This window comes from Aliiroseovarius sp. S2029 (genome assembly GCF_023195575.1).
GTDB classification, from domain to species: Bacteria; Pseudomonadota; Alphaproteobacteria; order Rhodobacterales; family Rhodobacteraceae; genus Aliiroseovarius; species Aliiroseovarius zhejiangensis.
Map to the genome: position 1 here is coordinate 163,817 of NZ_JALPQE010000006.1, position 16,212 is coordinate 180,028.

A 16,212-nucleotide genomic window follows, 5' to 3' on the forward strand; every position below is an offset into this window, starting at 1 on the left:
CCGATGACCGACCCGACCTATGAGTTCACCCGCGCCATCACCCGCAGCCCCTCGGCCAGCATCACCGACGGGTTGCGCGCCGAAGACACCGGCACGCCGGACCTTGACCAGATGCTGAGGGATCACGCGCATTATGTCGCGACCTTGAAAAAGACCGGGGCCGAGGTGGTCGAACTGCCCCCGCTGGAGGACTTTCCCGACGCGGTCTTCGTCGAAGACACGGCACTGTGTCTGCCCCAGGGCGCGGTTCTGATGCGGCCGGGGGCACCGAGCCGCATGGGGGAAGTGGCGCATATGGCCCCTGCCCTGCGCGACTTTTATCCCGACGTGCGGGAAATTGTCGGACCGGGTCATATCGAAGGGGGCGACATTCTGGTTACGGGGCGGGAAATCCTTGTCGGACGCTCCGACCGGACCGATGCGGCCGGGGTTGCCGAACTGACCCGGATCGTCAGCGATTGGGGGCATAATCTGCGCGAGGTTTTTACCCCGCCGGGCGTGTTGCATTTCAAGACCGATTGTTCGCTTCTGGATGGGGATACCATCATGTCCACCCAGCGGCTTGGTGCGTCGGGCTGTTTTGACGGCTACCGTGTTCTACATGTGGCGGATGGGGAAGAGGCCGCGGCCAACAGCATCCGCTTCAACCAGTTTGTGCTGATGCCCGCGGGCTTTCCCCGCACGGCTGAAATGTTGGACAAGGCCGGGTTCGACGTTGTGGAAATCAACAATTCGGAATGCGCCAAACTGGATGGCGGCATGTCCTGCCTGTCGCTTAGGTTCTGATCACGCTGACCGCGCCGAGAAAAGAAAAGACCGCCTTGATTGAGGCGGTCTTTGTCGTTGTTTTATTCGGCGTCTTTGACCGAACGCCGCTCGGACGACAACCCCTTGCCGATTGCGACGCACATCAAAAGCAGTACGACGGTAAAGGGCAGCCCGGTGGAAATCACCATGGATTGCAGCGACTGCAACCCGCCCGCGCTGAGCAGAAGCACAATGGCCACCGCCCCTTCAAAGATGCACCAGAAGGCCCGCTGCGGCACCGGGGCGTCGATCTTGCCCCCTGCCGTGATCGTGTCGATCACCAGCGAACCGGAATCCGACGAGGTGACGAAGAACACGACCACCAGCATGATCCCGACCAGCGAGGTGATGCCAGCCAGCGGCATCACGTCCAGCATCTTGAACAACTTGAGCTCCAGCGCGGCTTCCTGCGCCAGCGTATAGCCGTCATTGACGACCTGATGCAGCGCCGTGCCGCCGAAAACGGTCATCCACAGCACACAGACCATCGACGGGATCAGAAGAACGCAGATGATGAACTCGCGCACCGTCCGGCCCCGGCTGACGCGGGCGATGAACATGCCCACGAAGGGGGACCAACTGATCCACCACGCCCAATAGAACGAAGTCCAGCCCTGCATGAAGTTCACGTCTTCACGTCCGACCGGATTGGACAGCGCCGGCAGGTATTGCAGATATGCTCCCAGCGAGCTGAAGAACAGCTTCACCAGATAGACTGTCGGGCCGACCAGCAACACGAACAAGAGCAGCAGGAAAGCCAGACCCATGTTGATTTCCGACAGCACCTTCACGCCGCCATCAAGCCCACGCAGCACCGAGACCAGCGCAATCGCGGTGATGACCGAGATCAAAACAACCTCGGTCGTCGACCCGATGGGCAAACCGAACAGCTCATTCAGACCGGCATTCGCCTGCGTGGCCCCAAAGCCCAGCGAGGTCGCCAAACCAAAGAGCGTGGCAAACACCGCCAGCGTGTCGATGATGTGCCCGACCCAGCCCCAGACCGCATCCCCGAAAATCGGATAGAAGGCCGAACGGATCGTCAGCGGCAGACCCTTGTTATAGGAAAACAAGGCCAGCGACAGCGCCACAATCGCATAGATCGCCCAGGGGTGAAGCCCCCAATGAAAGATCGTAGCGGCCATACCAAGGCGTACGGCAGCATCCGTATCCCCGCCGGCAGCTCCAAGCGGAGCCCAGTCGGTCCGCACACCGTTCTCAGACGCGGTGCCGCCCAACGAGGACGAGAAGTGGCTCATTGGCTCAGAGACACCATAGAACATCAGCCCGATGCCCATACCGGCTGCAAACAACATCGCGAACCACCCGATATAGCTGTAATCGGGTGTCGCCTCGGTCCCGCCAAGACGCACATTCCCCCACGGGGTGACGATCAGCACAAGGCAGAACAGGACAAAGATGTTGGCAGCGCCAAGAAAGAACCAGTCAAAGCCCTTTGTCACGGCGCCGAACAGCCAGCTGAACAGCGCGTTTGACTGCTCGGGCAGCGCCAGCGTGTAGAACACGAAGGCGACGATCGAAAGACCCGAGATCAGAAAGACCGGGTTGTGAATGTCAAAGCCGAAGGGTCCAAGACTGCCTTCGACGTTGTCCTCTCCTATTTCATATTCTGTTTCAATAAGTTGGGTGGTGCCATCCGGGCTGGGTATGCCCTCAAGCTCCTCCGTGTCGGGTGATTGGTCGACCATACGGCGTCCTTTCTGTTTTTTGTGTGCGCGTGGAATGCGCGCGATCAGCCACGGATCAGCATGACCGAGGCGGCGCTGTGCGCGGCCAGATGAGCCCCGTGACCAGACCAAAAATAGTCGCTCACGCCGGGGGGATGTGTCGCCATAACGACCAAATCGGCCCCGATTTCGGTCACCGCGTCCTCAAGCTCCTGATTCATCTGCACCGCCGGATCGTGGCTGACGATCGCGTGGCTTGATGTCGGCACCCCCAGAGTCGTGCGCTGTTCAGCGGCAAAACTCTCAAGTTGCTTGCGATATTCTTCTGGCGTGCGGGCCAGTTCGCTGGGCGTGGACCCTGTGACACCGACAAAGCAGACCTCGGCCCCGTAGGTCCGGGCCAATTCGCCCGTGACCGCCAACGCTTTTTCAAGTTTGTCGACATGGGCAAGATCGACCGGTGATACGATTTTCTTGAACATTGTCCCTCCTGTATCCGACGGCAATGGATTGCCGCTTGTTGCCGGGTGCCGTGACGGTCACGTCACGACAATGCAAACCGGCCGCATCTGTTGCCGGCGCGAATGCCGGGCAGACGACCCGTCTGTCGGCGCCAGTCTTGCACTCAAACCATTGACAATCAACCCAAGGTCCAAACCAGCGTGATTTGGCCCCGGCACTGGCAATCTCCAACGGCAGACAATTCGCAACCGTATGGTCAAGCCCCTCCGGTGCGCCGCGCAAGATGTCCGAGCGCGGCGCAATTGGGGTTCACAGGCTGTTCAGGGGGTAAATCGGGGCCAACTCAGCCTGACCGACAACCCGCCGGATGGGCTGCGGGACAGCTCCAGCGTGCATCCGGCCGTCTTTGCCATGTCGTGAACGATCGTCAAGCCAAGCCCGGCCCCCAGCTCTGACACCGCTTGCGCGTCAGCCTCCGTGGCGGCGCGGGTCTGATCGTCCGACAGTTGTTTTCCCCGCTCCAGCACCTGGCCCCGAAGGCTTTCTGAAATTCCCGGACCGTTGTCGTCGATGCGCAGCACGTCCCGATCCCCGTCATGCGTTGCGGACACGCGGATGTGATCCCGCGTCCATTTCATCGCATTGTCCATCAGGTTGCCCAGCAACTCGGTCAGGTCGTGCGGGTCGAACGGGGCCAGAACGTCGTCCACCACGTCGAGTTCCCATGAGATATGCGCGGCGTTCGGCTGTTGCTTCAGCACATTCACCAACCGCTGGGCAGACGGTTTCACGCGGCTGTACCGGCGCGCCGTCGCGCTGTTGCGCACCGATGCAAGCTCGCGTTCGACAATGTGGCGCATATTCTCAAGCTCGGTCTCGATATGGGTCGCCACCTGCGCCTCTCCCTTGCCGCGCAGGGTGCGCGCGGCGTTCTGCAGGATGGTCAGAGGGGTTTTCAGCCCGTGCGCCAGATTGCCGGAATGGGTGCGCGCCTTATCCAACGCGGTCTCGTTGGCATCCAGCAGGTTGTTGACCTCGCGGGCAAGCGGCTGAACCTCGCGCGGATAGTCGTGCGACAGGCGGGAATTGGACGAGGTCATGATCTGCGTGACCTCGGCGCGGATCTTTTCCAGCGGTTTCAACCCCAGGCGCACCTGCAACCACGCCGCAAGGATCAGAACCGCCCCCATGATTGCAAGCCACAGTGCGGAACTGCGGAAAAACCCCGCCGCCGACAGATCAATGTCAGAGCGATCCATCGCCACGATCACGAACACGTCCTGCGCATGTGTCGGATCGCCCATCGACAATCGCCAACTGGCCAGCGACAGCTGGGTTTCGGCATCGACCTCGACCCGGTCATATTGCACCTGACCATGGGCTTGCGGGCGCGGCACGTCGAGCGGTGCGGCCCAGAACGAGGGCGACAGCATCGGTGGATCGTCGTTGATCTGGATCTGCCAGTAATAGCCGGACAAGGGCTGATCGAAGCGTGGATCGGCTATCGGCGCCAAAGCCACTGCGCCCGTGTCGTCGATGCCAAGGTGGCCCGTGATCATGAACAGGTGGGTGTCCAGCTCCTGCGCGATCCGGTCCTCGAAATACTCCTGAAACAGCAGGTTCAGGAACAGCGCGGTCGAGACAAGGGCCACGCTTGTGGACACCATGGCCAGAAGCAACAGGCGAAGGCTGAGCGACGAGGTCATGGCTCAGACCTGGTGAACACATATCCAAATCCACGCCGGGTTTGGATGATGTCCTCGCCCAGCTTGCGCCGCAACCGGCCCACCAGCACCTCAAGCGCGTTGCTGTCCGGTTCCTGGTCGCGGGAATAGATGCTTTCGGCCAGTTCCGGCTGGCTGATCACGCGGTCCGGATTGTGCATGACATAGGCCAGCAGGCGGTATTCCAGCGGGGTCAGCTTGACCGGTCGCCCTGCCCGCGTGACCTGCATGCGCTTCATGTCCAGCCGCACATCCCCGGTTTCCAGCACGGTGGATTTCTGCGCCCCGCTGCGCCGCAAAAGCGCGCGCAGGCGGGCGACAAGCTCTTCCATCTGGAACGGCTTGCCCAGATAGTCGTCGGCCCCCGCGTCGATGCCCGCGACGCGTTCGTTCCAGCTACTGCGCGCCGTCAGCAGGATCACCGGCATGTCGACCCCTTCGGACCGCCAGTTCCTGAGCACCGACAACCCGTCCATCTCGGGCAGGCCGATATCCAGTATCGCCGCCACATAGGCTTCGGTGCTGCCCAGAAACCAGCCTTCCTTGCCATCCTGCGCCACTTCGGCAATGAACCCTTCGCTTTCCAGAACGGCCGCGATCAGGTCGGATATCTTTGCTTCGTCTTCTACGATCAAGACCCTCATTCAGCATCTCCGTGCCTTGAGTATGGTGCCCGATCGCGCGGAAATCGTTACGGCGATCACTTCGCCCGATCCGGTGACGATCTGGATGTGGTATTGCGGTTCGCCCCGATTCGTCGAAAACCCGACGCGCACAGGCTGGCCGGGATAGCGGCGTTGGGCGATCCGCACGATCTCGCCCAGGGGCCGTGCCTGACCTTGCCGGATTGCCGCCTGCGCCTGCCGGTATTCCTGCCTTGAAATCGTCATCTGCCCACCCGACCGGGACACCCGACAATCGTCACGGCTTCCCGACGCACCGGACACGGATGAGGGGGCGTCAGATCCGCCCCCGCCCCCGCTCCCGCCATTGCCCGCGCCGGGTCCGTCATTGCCCGATGGTCCCGATGGCGCGGTGGGGCGCGAGGCTTTGCTGGGCGGTGAGGCACGGCTGGGGGCCGAGGCCGGGCTTGGGGGGGTGGCGCGGCTGGCGGGCGACGCGGTCGAGGCGCGCGCCTGGCTCAGCCCCAGCACTGCCGGGGCCACATAGGCCGTCGCAGCCCCCAGCCCGATGCGGGCCAGCGCCTGACGACGGGATATGAGGTCTTTGCGCGTCATCCGCGCCCGCTGTGTTGAGCGTTCTGGTCGATCTGGGACGCTGCCATGCTATTCCGTGCCATTTCAATCAGCCGTGCCTGTGCAAACAGTTGCAAACACTGGGTTGCATCAATCCGGATCTGGTCCGGGTCGATCTGCGGAAAGGCCGCGCACATGACCTCGACCACCTCGTCCAGGCTGGCCGGTTCGTCCAGGATTCGCCAGATTGCCAGCGACCCCTGGTTCAGTTGGTGGATCGCCTGCCCATTGGCATCGGCCAGAAAGAACGCGTCCTCGACCTGGGTTTCGACCAGACCAGGCGCCCGAGCATAGATCGCCAAAGGATCGAACGGCTGGCCCGGAGCCGCGTCCCGGTCATAGGACTGCACAAGCTCATCCGAAACCCCGTGCGCGATCCGCGCTTCGGGCAGATCGCGCAGTTTCTCCGACCGGGCAAGCCAGTCTGCGGCTTCCTCGGCACTGGAGTATTCCAGGCGAAACAGAGGCGCCGTTTGCGTCACCGCCTCGACCGCTGTCAGGATCCGCCCCGCGTGTTGATCGCGCGAGAAATTCTGCCGGATCATCACCTGCATCACATCGGCAGGTGAGGCGGACACCAGACGGGGTGCGGTGGGGCTGTCCTGCCGGTCCAGCACAACAACCGCCCCGATCGGAAGGCGGCGCTGGCCCTCGGCGATCGGCACATCGGTCATATATTTATAGCGCGCATTCGCCGGGCCGGGATCATGCGCGACCCAGGTCTGGAACGCTTCGGAAAACCCGTCAGGCAAAGGCAAGCGCAGGCGGGGCGCGATTCCGTTGGCGATTCCAAGCAGGCGACCGTCCTCGGCCTCGATCTCGACCGGCAGGAAGTCATCGGTGAACACGGTCAGTCCCAAATGTGCCAGTGCCATGGTCAGGGTGGATTTGCCCGCCCGTCTTGCGTTGGGAAACACCACCAGACGCGGGCCAAAAGCCACCGCAGCGCAGTGCAGGCACAGAAGCTCCGGGGCAGCGCGCAGTCGTTGCCAGGCCATTTCCGATATCAGGTCGCACAGCGCGTCCACATCATCCCAGATGCGCGCGCCATCAGGCTCGGCGGCGATATCGACCAGCCACTTGTCATTCCCGGCTGGCGACAGGCGCGCAAAAGGTGCGTCCGGGGCACCATCTGGGGCTGCTTCCTTTGGCCAGGACGGGATAATGACCTGTGCCAGTCGCTCAAGCGGTGCGGCATCCTGAAAGGCGATTGGGGCCTGCAAACCTTCAAATGTGACAAGATTGGTTCGCGCCACGTGCGATTTCCTTTCTGCTTGCGCCCCGACCCGCCAAATCGACCGCCCTTGATCCAAGGGCGGTCGCGGTTTGGCCGGGTCGGTGTTGGCGCCGGGGCCGATTATCGTGTGCGCACCGTACAGGTATTTGCACCGGCATCAAAGCGTCCACCGGCCGCTTCGCAGCTGTCGCGGTCGACGATCTTTGAATAGTCGGGACGGCTTGGCCCGCTGACCGGAGACGGGCCGGTTGGCGTGGTCGGACCGCTCGGTGTGCTGGGGGTGCTGGCGGGGCTGGGCTGCGACGCGGGGCTGGGGCTGGACGTCGGGCTGGGGCTGGACGTCGGGCTGGGCTTCGATGTCGGGCTCGGACGCGTGGCTTTGCTGGCCGGGCTGGCACCGCTGGCATGGGCTGCGGACAGAACGGTCATCGAGGGCACGACATAGGCCGCCACGGCGACGCCCCCCAACCGCAGCATCGCCGCGCGCCGGGACAGGGGTTTCTTGACTTGGGGGGTGGACGCGTTCCGGGTCATGATCTTCTCCTTTATATTGCGTGGTCGGGCTGTTTTTTGCCCTGACACGGGCGTCATATCATGGGCGACTTCAAGAACTGCTGACCCCGCGCTTCAGCGAATTGTCAGGTTGGTCCAAGACCTGACGGGTCCGTGAACGGCGTTTGCGCTCTGGCGTCCGGCTCAGATCCGACCGATGATGAAATCAGGGGTGATCGCCGCGCGCTGAATGGCGTCATTTGCGTCCATACCAGTCAGCAACCCGTGATCCATCACCAACGCCGTGGCAAACCCCATATGCCGCCCGCCCAGCACATCGGTGTGCAATGTGTCGCCCACCATCAACACGCGGGACGGGTGCGGGGTGGGTGTATGACGCGCCAGAGCCAGGTCGAAAATCTCGGGAAAGGGTTTGCCCAGAAAACGCGGTGCGATGCCGGTGGCGTCGGCCAGTTGGTGTGCAAAAAAGCCCGGTTCACGCGACAACCCGCCTTCGCGGGGGGCGACGATGTCGGGGTTGCCGACGACGACAGGGCGGGGACGGGCGCGCAGGCTTGCCGTCAGCATCGCTTGCCTTGTATTGGTCCAACCATCCGCGCCGATCAGCAGAAAGCCGTCGACCGCGTCATAGGCCATGGGGTCGTCGCCCAGTTCGTGCGCGTCGATGCCGCTTAGGTCGTCCGTCCCGTTGGTGATGTTCAGCATCATCCCCCATGTCAGGGGCGGCTGCGCGGCCAGATGGGCCAGCAGGGCTTCGCGGCTGGTGACGACTTCGGCGGGCGTGAAATCAAAGCCAAGGCGCGCATATCGCTCCATCATCCGCGCCTTGGGGTATCCGGCGGAATTGGACACCACCATGACGCGCTTGCCCGCTGCGCGCAGGGCGGCGATTCGGTCGGCGGCCCCGGCAATCGGAGTCTCGCCCACATTCAGAACGCCGTAGGCATCGAACAGGATCAGGTCGTATGGGTCCGCAATGCCCTCAAGCGTGAATGCCGTTTGGGGTTGCGTATCGAACCCGGCGTCGGGCAGACGGTGACGCACCGACAGATAGGCGTCGAACGCGGTCGCGGCGTCTGTCGTTGTCATCCGGTTCACAACCTGTGCCCTACAGGATGCGGCGGCGCAGGAAGGCCGACACGACCTCGCCCAGCACCACAAGGGCCAGGATCGCAAGCAGAACCATCGCCGCTTCGGGCCAGTTGAACGTATCAATCGCGCCTTGCAGGATGATGCCGATCCCCCCTGCCCCGACCAGACCCAGCACGGTGGATTCGCGCAAGTTGATGTCCCAGCGTAGGATCGCCACGGCCCAGAAGGTTGGCATGACCTGCGGGATGATCGCATAGACGATCACTTTGAAACGGGATGCGCCGGTGGCCTCCAGCGCCTCGACGGGGCGTTTGTCGATCTCTTCGATCGCCTCGCCCAGCAGCTTGCCGATAAAGCCGATGGATCGGAACATGATGGCCAGAATCCCGGCCACCACGCCGGGGCCGAAGATCGCCACGAACAACAGCGCCCAGATGATCGTGTTGACAGAGCGCGAGGTGACAAGGATCAGCCGTCCCAGCCACAGGGTTGCGCGGTTGGGTGTGGTGTTCTGCGCCGCCAGATAGGCAACCGGCAGCGACACCACGACGCCAAGTGCCGTCGCAAAGGTGGCGATGTTCACCGTTTCCAGAAGCACGCGCAGGATGTCGCCCAGATTGCTGGGGTCGGGCGGATACATGCGGGCGAACAGATCGCCCATCTGTTCGGGCGCATCCCAGACCCAGGCCCAGATCACGTCAATCGACCCCAAGGCCCAGCCCAGCACCAGCGCGCTGAGGGCGAAGATCGCATAGCGTTGCAGGCGCTGCCGGGGGGTGAATCGCGACCAGTCCTCGCGCCCGAATTTTTCGGCAATCGTGCTCATGAAATGCGCTTCCTGATCATGCCGCTGATCCCTTCCGAGATCAGGATCGCGCCTACGATCACAATGGTGATGGCCAGCGCGAAGTCATAGTCATAGCGCCCGAACGCATTGGCCAGCGTGGCCCCGATGCCGCCCGCACCAACGATGCCCACAACGGCGGAGGCGCGCAGGTTGGAATCAAGCTGATAGATCGACAGGCCGATCTGGCGCGGCATGATCTGCGGCACGATGGCATAGACCAGCGTCGACAGGTACGGCGCACCGGCGGCGCGCATCGCCTCGACCTGACCAAAGTCGATTTCCTCGATCCGTTCGGCCAGCATCTTGGCGACGAAACCGATGGAATAGACGATCAGTGTCAACACGCCCGCAAATGGGCCAAACCCCACCGCCTTCACGAAGATGATCGCGACGATCACCGGGTGAAAACTGCGCGCGATGATGATGATCGCCCGGCCAAGATAATAGATCGGCAAAGGCGCGATATTGCGCGCCGCCATGAAGGCAATCGGGACAGACAGGGCGACACCGCCTGCGGTCGCCAGAAGCGCAATTTTCAGGCTTTCCAGAAATCCATCAATCAACAGCCCGCTGCGTTCGAAGCTGGGGGGGAAGGCGCCACCGAAGATCCGTTTGGCCCGGCCAAGGCCGTCTGCGACCCGCTCCCAGTCGATGGGCATGCTGGCGCCCACCCAGAGGATATAGGTGATGATCCCCAGATAAACGGCCCAACGCAGCCAGCGATTGGCGATGAAGGGGGGCTTGCGCCAGGTATCGGGCGTGTCCGGCGTGCTGCTCATGACGCTTCTTTCATGTCGGTCTTGCGGTCGGCATGGGGGCTGCCGGAATAGATCTGGTCCATCGCCTCCTGATCCAGATTGTCCGGTATGTCGTCAAAGATGATCCGGCCATAGCGCATCCCGACGATACGGTCGGTATAGATCTTGGCCTCGGTCACGTTGTGAATATTGATCAGGACCGGCAGTTTCAGCTCGCCCGCCAGATCGCGCAGCAACCCCATGATCTGCTCGGAGGTCTTGGGGTCCAGCGACGCGGTGGGTTCGTCCGCCAGCAGGATTTCAGGGTCTTGCATCAGGGCGCGCACCACGCCGACGCGCTGCCGTTCGCCGCCGGACAGCTCATCCGCGCGTTTGTCGGCATAATGCGCGATGCCCACCCGCTCCATCAATTCGTAAGCGCGGCGAATGTCCTTTTTCGGATAGCGGCGCATCACGGCCGCCCAGGTCGAGATATAGCCAAGCCGCCCGGATTGCACGTTTTCCATCACCGTCAGGCGATCCACCAGGTTGAAGCTTTGAAACACCATCCCGATCTTGCGCCGCGCGGCGCGCAGTTCGCGCCCATGCAGGGTCGTCAGTTCGGTTCCGTTCAGCTCGATACTGCCCGACGTGGGCTCCACCAGTCGGTTGATGCAGCGCAGAAGCGTCGATTTCCCTGCCCCGGAGGATCCGATGATGGACACGACGCTTTCGCCCTCGATCGTCAGGTCGAGGTTTTTCAGAACCGGGTCGCCCTTGCCGTAGCGTTTGACCAGGTCGGTGATTTTCAACATATGCTGACTCCTTGATGGGGCCGATACTATTGCACCGGCCCCGAACGCGCAGGTCTTATTCCGCCGCGAGGCCTTCGGGCGTGTATTCCACACCGTTCGCCTTCTGGATCTGGCGGATCACTTTCCACTGATCCTTATAGGTGATCGGGATGAATTTGCTGACCCCCGTGAACTCGTCCCCCAAGGCCGTACCGGCGAATTCAAAGGTGAAGAAGGCTTCTTCGATCTTCTCTTTCAACTCCGGCGTCAGATCGTGGGCATAGGCATAGGACGTGGTCGGGAAGGGGTCGCTTTCCCACACGATGCGCACATCGGCCGGGTCATAAAGCCCGCGTTCGGCCATCCGGTCGACCACTTCGGACGCCACCGGGGCCGCGTCATAGTCACCAGCAACGACGCCCAGCATCGACTGGTCATGTGATCCCGAATAGCTGACCTCGTAATCCTGATCCGGCACGACGCCCAGATCGGGGAACAGCGCGCGCGGCGCCAGATTGCCCGAGTTCGACGTGGGCGAGGTGTGCGCGATGCGCTTACCCGCCATATCGGCGACCTCTTTGATGTCGCTGTCGGCTTGGGTATAGATTTGCAGCTTATAGCCAAATTGCCCGTCATCCCCGCCCATGATCGCAAAGGGCACCGCACCGGCCAGGTTCACCGCAAACGGCGTAGGCCCGGTCGAGAAACCCGCGATGTGCAAACGGCCCGAGCGCATCGCCTCGACCTCGGCCGAGTTGGATTGCACGGCGAAGAACTGCACGTCCTTTCCCGTCACCTCTTCCAGATGTTCGATGAACGGGTTCCAGATGTCTTCATAGATCGCCGGGTCTTCCACCGGCGTATAGGCGAAGACGAGCGTGTCGGGGTCTTTCAGCAGGCTGGGGTCGGTTGGCGCATCGGCCACCAGATCACCATCGGCATCGGTGTATTGACTGTCCAACGCGGCGGTTTCGTCCTGCGCCATGGCCGCGCCTGCGGCAAAGGCAATCGCCGCCAGCAACGTCGTTCCATATGCGGTCTGTTTGTGCATGTCTTGATCCTCCCAGATTGTTCTGTCTGCGCCCGACACGCCGGGCTCAGTTGTGGGGATGACACCACCGATATTTGCGATATGCAAGATAAATCATGTGCAAATTTTGGAAAGCCAAAGTAAATTGACCCCGAACGGGCCGAAACAGCATCAGCGTAAAGGCGGACACCCCTTGAGCAACCGACGCTACAAAAAGCAGGAACGGCACGACCAGATCCTGCTGGAGCTGAAGCTGAAGCCCCATGTCCGGGTTGCTGATCTGGCCCGGCAGTTTGGTGTGACCACCGAAACCGTGCGCCGCGATATCGAAGACCTTGGCCGCGACGGCCTGTTGCAACGCGCCCATGGCGGGGCGTCGGCACGCCACCCAGGGTCGCATCGTGACCTGGACGAACGCCGCCACGAACGCGTGGCCGAACGCGAGCGTCTTGGCCGCTTTGCCGCCTCGCTTGTGAGCGAGGGCACCTCGATCATGGTGGATGCAGGCGCGACCACCATGGAATTTGCGCGGGCGCTGGCCTTTCTACAAACGCGTGCGACGGTGATCACCAACAGCGTGCAGGTGGCGATGATCCTGGGCCAGAGCCCCGCGACGTCCGTGCGCCTGACCCCCGGAGATTACCTGCCTCGCGAGGCCGCGGTGATCGGCACCGAAACCTGTGACTATCTGGCGGGGTACAATGTCGATGCCTGTTTCATCGGCGCCGCCGGTTTAAGCGAAACGGGCGTCAGCGAAGCGGTGGCCGGGTTTGCTTCTGTCAAACGTGCCATGATGCGTCAAAGTGCGGACCACCATTTCCTGATGGATGCCAGCAAGTTTGGCCGCACCCATCTGGAGCGGGTGGTCCGGCTTGACGACATCGGCACGCTGATCAGCGATCAACAGCCTAAAAAACCCCTGTCAGACGCGCTGCGGGCTCGAAAGGTGCGTGTTCTGGTCGCCTGAACTGAACAGTCGCCCCGCCACCCCCCGTGGTCCGGCGTCTCCGGTGCGAAGGAGGATCGACGTGTCGACATGAAGGCAGATGCGGACGGTGCGGAATAGAATCCGATCCAACCACCCTGCCTTTGCGTAACATCAACAGCACCGGACGAGAGATGGGAGCCCCCTCATGAAGCTGCGCTTGATCCTGGGCGACCGAATACCTTATCGCCCGCCGACCGTGACATACGCGGATCGGGAACAGGATCCCCCATCCTGCGCGCCGTCAGCCGCACGTGAATCTGGCGTCGTCGCACGGACGCTGGCGGGTACGCCACGAATCAGGAGCTTGCTGAGGCCGTTGGTTTGGCCGAACGCCATGTCAGCCGTCAGCTACGCCTTGCCTATCTTGATCCGAGGATCTGGAGCGCCTGGCCTGCAGTCGCGAGGCATCGGTGTACAGTCTTTACAACCTGTGCTTACTGGCGGGAGGGCCTTGGGGGGAGCAGTCTGAGCGGGTGTGTGGCTGATCCTCAATGAAAACTCGCTTGAAAGGATGTCGCGGTCAGCGAGACATGTGCGTCCAGCGGTGGATGCAGCTCGAACGCCTTCGGCTCACGTGCAAAGTTCCAAAGCCGGAACAGGGACCATTCCGCGCGCCGCTCCTCGGCCACGGCCAGTTCGTTACGGCTGATATGGAAAGGCGTGCGTTCCCAACCATTTGTCGTCTTGACCTCGATCAGGCGCGGGCGACCGTCCGGAGAGAAGCTGGCGATATCGTAGCCAGCACCATCGCCATCCTCTTCCGACACCCATCGGACCTTACGCGCAAGGTCGTCGCGGCCCGCTGATTTGAGCGCTGCACGTTCGTGCGCAAGGACACGCTCCTCACCGGCGCGGCCGATGGTGCGGTTTCGTTCGTCTCTCGCCGCGACATCGAACTTTCGCGCGATGTGCAGCATTTGCTCCAGCTCCTGTGGCGGTGGCTGGTTCGACAGCGTCGGCGGTGGCCCGATCCAGATCGGCGCGGCGTCAGCCAGGCCGGTCGGCGGTCGCGCAGCAGGACGGCGACCAAGCCAAGCCGGGTTCAGCGCCAGCCAGCGCGCCACGGCATCCACTAATGTCATCTGGAAATTGAACGCAGGCTTGTAGCCCGGGATCCAGTCTTCCCCGAGCCCCTTGAGCACTGCGCTGATGTTCTGATGCTTGAACTCGACCGATCCCTCGGACCGATCTTTCAACTGCGGCAGAAGTCCCCGCCGGTGCTCGGCCTTGTTATAGCGGTGCCCTGCGATGTCCTCGGTCAGCATCGCAAAGTAATCTGCGACGATCAGATCGTTTTCTTCGTCTGTCCAAGGCCCATTCGACATGTCGCTAGGCTATGGGCGGAAAGCCTCTTTGTCATCAGAGACTTCGCGCAATACTTCAAAGACATACCAACCACAACGCCGCCCGTGTCGCGTCTCCGTCTCCATCGAAACAAGTCGGAACCAGCTAAACACAGGCGCAACGCGATCCCGTCAGTTCACTGAATTATAGGGGATTTTGATCCCGTCTCGCCGAGAACGAAGGGCGGGCGGAATGAGACTGTGGGCGCTCGGAGACCGATCTCGCGTGGCTGCGCTGTCTTAGAAGGGCGTATGGTCCCTGCAAACCCCTTTGGCACATAAAGAGAAAAGCCCCGCGAGGGACTTTTTTCGGGTTTGCAATATGCAAGTGGCGGACAGGAAGGCAGCCATAATACGGTGCGATCCGATCCCACAACGTCCATTATTATCCTTTTAATTATAGATATATAGCTGAATTCGAGTTCCCATAGGGTCTTGCACATTCCCACTATATCCGGCATTTATTGGGGGATAACATGGGGGATACATTTGTGGCGACTTCAACCCGACGGGGGCCAAATTCAGGCCTCACAGCCGCCTTCGTGAACAAAGCGCGGGAGCCTGGCAAGTATCACGATGGCAAAGGCACCGGGCTTTACCTACGGATCGACAAGGCGGGGCGCAAGCAATGGGTGCAGCGGGTGGTTGTCGGCGGCAAACGCGTCGAATTGGGGCTGGGCAGCTATCCGATTTGCACCCTGGCAATGGCACGCGAGGATGCGCTTGAGAACAAGCGCATGGTGCGCAATGGCAAAGACCCGCGCGTCGAGCGCAACATAAACAAGGGCAACATGACGTTTGCCAATGCTGTGGATCGTTATCTTGAGATCAAGCTCAAGGAGTTTCGCAATGACAAGCACCGCAAGCAATGGCGTTCGACCCTGGACAACTATGCGATGCCGGTCATCGGGCATATGTCGATGGAAGGGGTAAATGTGCAGGACGTGTTGCGCATCCTGGAGCCGATCTGGTTGACCAAGACGGAAACGGCCAAGCGCTTGCGAGGACGGATTGAGAAAGTATTTGATTGGGCCATTGTTGCCAACCATCGCAAGAGCGACAACCCGGCGCGCTACAAAGGGTATCTGTCCGAGCTTCTGCCCAAGCCCGAGAAGATCACCAAAACCCGCCACCATGCCGCGCTCACGCTCAAGGACGCTCCGCGCTGGTGGGACGCCCTTGCCAGGCGCGGCGGCAATTCGGCCCGTGCTTTGCAATTTCTTTGCCTGACCGCCGCGCGCTCAGGCGAGGTTCGGGGCATGACCTGGGACGAGGTGGATTTGGATGAAGCTCTGTGGGTCATTCCTGCGGATCGCATGAAGGCAGGGCGTGAACATCGCGTGCCGTTGCCGGATCAGGCGGTCAAGCTATTGCGCGACTTGCCGCGCCTGGAAGGCAGCGCGTTTGTGTTCTTTGCGCCGCAAGGTGGAATGCTATCGGATATGTCGCTGTCCGCCGTCATGCGCAAAATGCAAAAGACCGAGGAAAAGGCAGGCGGTGTCGGTTATCTCGACGCCCGTTCGGGTCGTCCAGCGGTGCCGCATGGATTGCGGTCCACCTTTCGCGATTGGGCGGCTGAGAACGGCTATGACCATGTTCTGGCCGAGCTCGCGCTGGCGCATACGGTCGGCAGCGAGGTAGAGCGCGCCTATCGCCGGACAGATATGCTGAGTCGCCGTCGCGCCATGCTTGAA

At 61.8% G+C, this 16,212-nt stretch carries 16 protein-coding genes; 4 read left to right on the plus strand and 12 right to left on the minus strand.

What is annotated here, in order from left to right; genetic code table 11:
- Window positions 1-3: 3 nt before the first annotated feature.
- Window positions 4-786: an arginine deiminase family protein gene (locus tag MUY21_RS13595; RefSeq protein WP_248410888.1), complete on the plus strand. Its 783-nt coding sequence runs from the start codon at window positions 4-6 to the stop codon at window positions 784-786.
- 62 nt (window positions 787-848) lie between these two features.
- On the opposite strand, the gene MUY21_RS13600 is transcribed toward MUY21_RS13595, so the two are convergent.
- The 6 genes from MUY21_RS13600 to MUY21_RS16170 form a co-directional block, all read right to left on the minus strand.
- Window positions 849-2,516 (minus strand): BCCT family transporter, encoded by a 1,668-nt coding sequence (locus MUY21_RS13600; RefSeq protein ID WP_248410889.1) that lies wholly within the window; start codon window positions 2,514-2,516, stop codon window positions 849-851.
- Window positions 2,517-2,560: 44 nt separating this feature from the next.
- Window positions 2,561-2,977 carry a universal stress protein gene (locus tag MUY21_RS13605; protein WP_248410890.1) on the minus strand — a complete coding sequence of 139 codons (417 nt, stop codon included), beginning with the start codon at window positions 2,975-2,977 and terminating at the stop codon, window positions 2,561-2,563.
- Between the two features lie 300 nt (window positions 2,978-3,277).
- Window positions 3,278-4,663, minus strand: coding sequence for a HAMP domain-containing sensor histidine kinase (locus tag MUY21_RS13610; protein ID WP_248410891.1), 1,386 nt, complete (start codon window positions 4,661-4,663; stop codon window positions 3,278-3,280).
- Complete coding sequence (locus MUY21_RS13615; protein WP_248410892.1) at window positions 4,660-5,325, minus strand: response regulator transcription factor; 666 nt, start codon at window positions 5,323-5,325, stop codon at window positions 4,660-4,662. Before MUY21_RS13615 ends, MUY21_RS13610 begins: the two co-directional genes overlap by 4 nt.
- Window positions 5,326-5,919 carry a PepSY domain-containing protein gene (locus MUY21_RS13620; RefSeq protein ID WP_248410893.1) on the minus strand — a complete coding sequence of 198 codons (594 nt, stop codon included), beginning with the start codon at window positions 5,917-5,919 and terminating at the stop codon, window positions 5,326-5,328.
- Window positions 5,916-7,193, minus strand: a complete 1,278-nt coding sequence (locus tag MUY21_RS16170; protein WP_248410894.1) for a PqqD family protein — start codon at window positions 7,191-7,193, stop codon at window positions 5,916-5,918. The genes MUY21_RS13620 and MUY21_RS16170 overlap by 4 nt, the downstream gene beginning before the upstream one ends.
- 234 nt (window positions 7,194-7,427) lie before the next feature.
- On the opposite strand from MUY21_RS16170, the gene MUY21_RS13630 reads away from it, so the two are divergent.
- Window positions 7,428-7,619 carry a hypothetical protein gene (locus MUY21_RS13630; RefSeq protein WP_248410895.1) on the plus strand — a complete coding sequence of 64 codons (192 nt, stop codon included), beginning with the start codon at window positions 7,428-7,430 and terminating at the stop codon, window positions 7,617-7,619.
- A 251-nt stretch (window positions 7,620-7,870) separates the two neighbouring features.
- Here MUY21_RS13630 and MUY21_RS13635 read toward each other — a convergent pair whose 3' ends face one another.
- The 5 genes from MUY21_RS13635 to phnD are packed head-to-tail and all read right to left on the minus strand — an operon-like array spanning window position 7,871 to window position 12,208.
- Window positions 7,871-8,776, minus strand: coding sequence for an HAD-IIA family hydrolase (locus MUY21_RS13635; RefSeq protein WP_248410896.1), 906 nt, complete (start codon window positions 8,774-8,776; stop codon window positions 7,871-7,873).
- 19 nt (window positions 8,777-8,795) lie between these two features.
- Window positions 8,796-9,605 carry a phosphonate ABC transporter, permease protein PhnE gene (gene phnE / locus MUY21_RS13640; protein WP_248410897.1) on the minus strand — a complete coding sequence of 270 codons (810 nt, stop codon included), beginning with the start codon at window positions 9,603-9,605 and terminating at the stop codon, window positions 8,796-8,798.
- The gene (gene phnE, locus MUY21_RS13645; RefSeq protein WP_248410898.1) at window positions 9,602-10,405 is read right to left on the minus strand and encodes a phosphonate ABC transporter, permease protein PhnE; all 804 of its coding nucleotides are present in this window, start codon (window positions 10,403-10,405) and stop codon (window positions 9,602-9,604) included. The genes phnE (MUY21_RS13640) and phnE (MUY21_RS13645) overlap by 4 nt, the downstream gene beginning before the upstream one ends.
- The gene (gene phnC / locus MUY21_RS13650) at window positions 10,402-11,178 is read right to left on the minus strand and encodes a phosphonate ABC transporter ATP-binding protein (RefSeq protein WP_248410899.1); all 777 of its coding nucleotides are present in this window, start codon (window positions 11,176-11,178) and stop codon (window positions 10,402-10,404) included. The genes phnE (MUY21_RS13645) and phnC overlap by 4 nt, the downstream gene beginning before the upstream one ends.
- Window positions 11,179-11,233: 55 nt before the next feature.
- Window positions 11,234-12,208, minus strand: a complete 975-nt coding sequence (gene phnD / locus MUY21_RS13655) for a phosphate/phosphite/phosphonate ABC transporter substrate-binding protein (protein WP_248410900.1) — start codon at window positions 12,206-12,208, stop codon at window positions 11,234-11,236.
- 172 nt (window positions 12,209-12,380) lie between these two features.
- On the opposite strand from phnD, the gene MUY21_RS13660 reads away from it, so the two are divergent.
- Window positions 12,381-13,154: a DeoR/GlpR family DNA-binding transcription regulator gene (locus MUY21_RS13660; RefSeq protein ID WP_248410901.1), complete on the plus strand. Its 774-nt coding sequence runs from the start codon at window positions 12,381-12,383 to the stop codon at window positions 13,152-13,154.
- Window positions 13,155-13,663: 509 nt separating this feature from the next.
- On the opposite strand, the gene MUY21_RS13665 is transcribed toward MUY21_RS13660, so the two are convergent.
- A complete protein-coding gene (locus MUY21_RS13665; protein ID WP_248410902.1) occupies window positions 13,664-14,500 on the minus strand; it encodes a DUF3883 domain-containing protein in 837 nt (278 codons plus the stop codon).
- 494 nt (window positions 14,501-14,994) lie between these two features.
- On the opposite strand from MUY21_RS13665, the gene MUY21_RS13670 reads away from it, so the two are divergent.
- On the plus strand, window positions 14,995-16,212 hold a 1,218-nt coding region (locus MUY21_RS13670), incomplete at its 3' end, for a site-specific integrase (protein WP_282569057.1).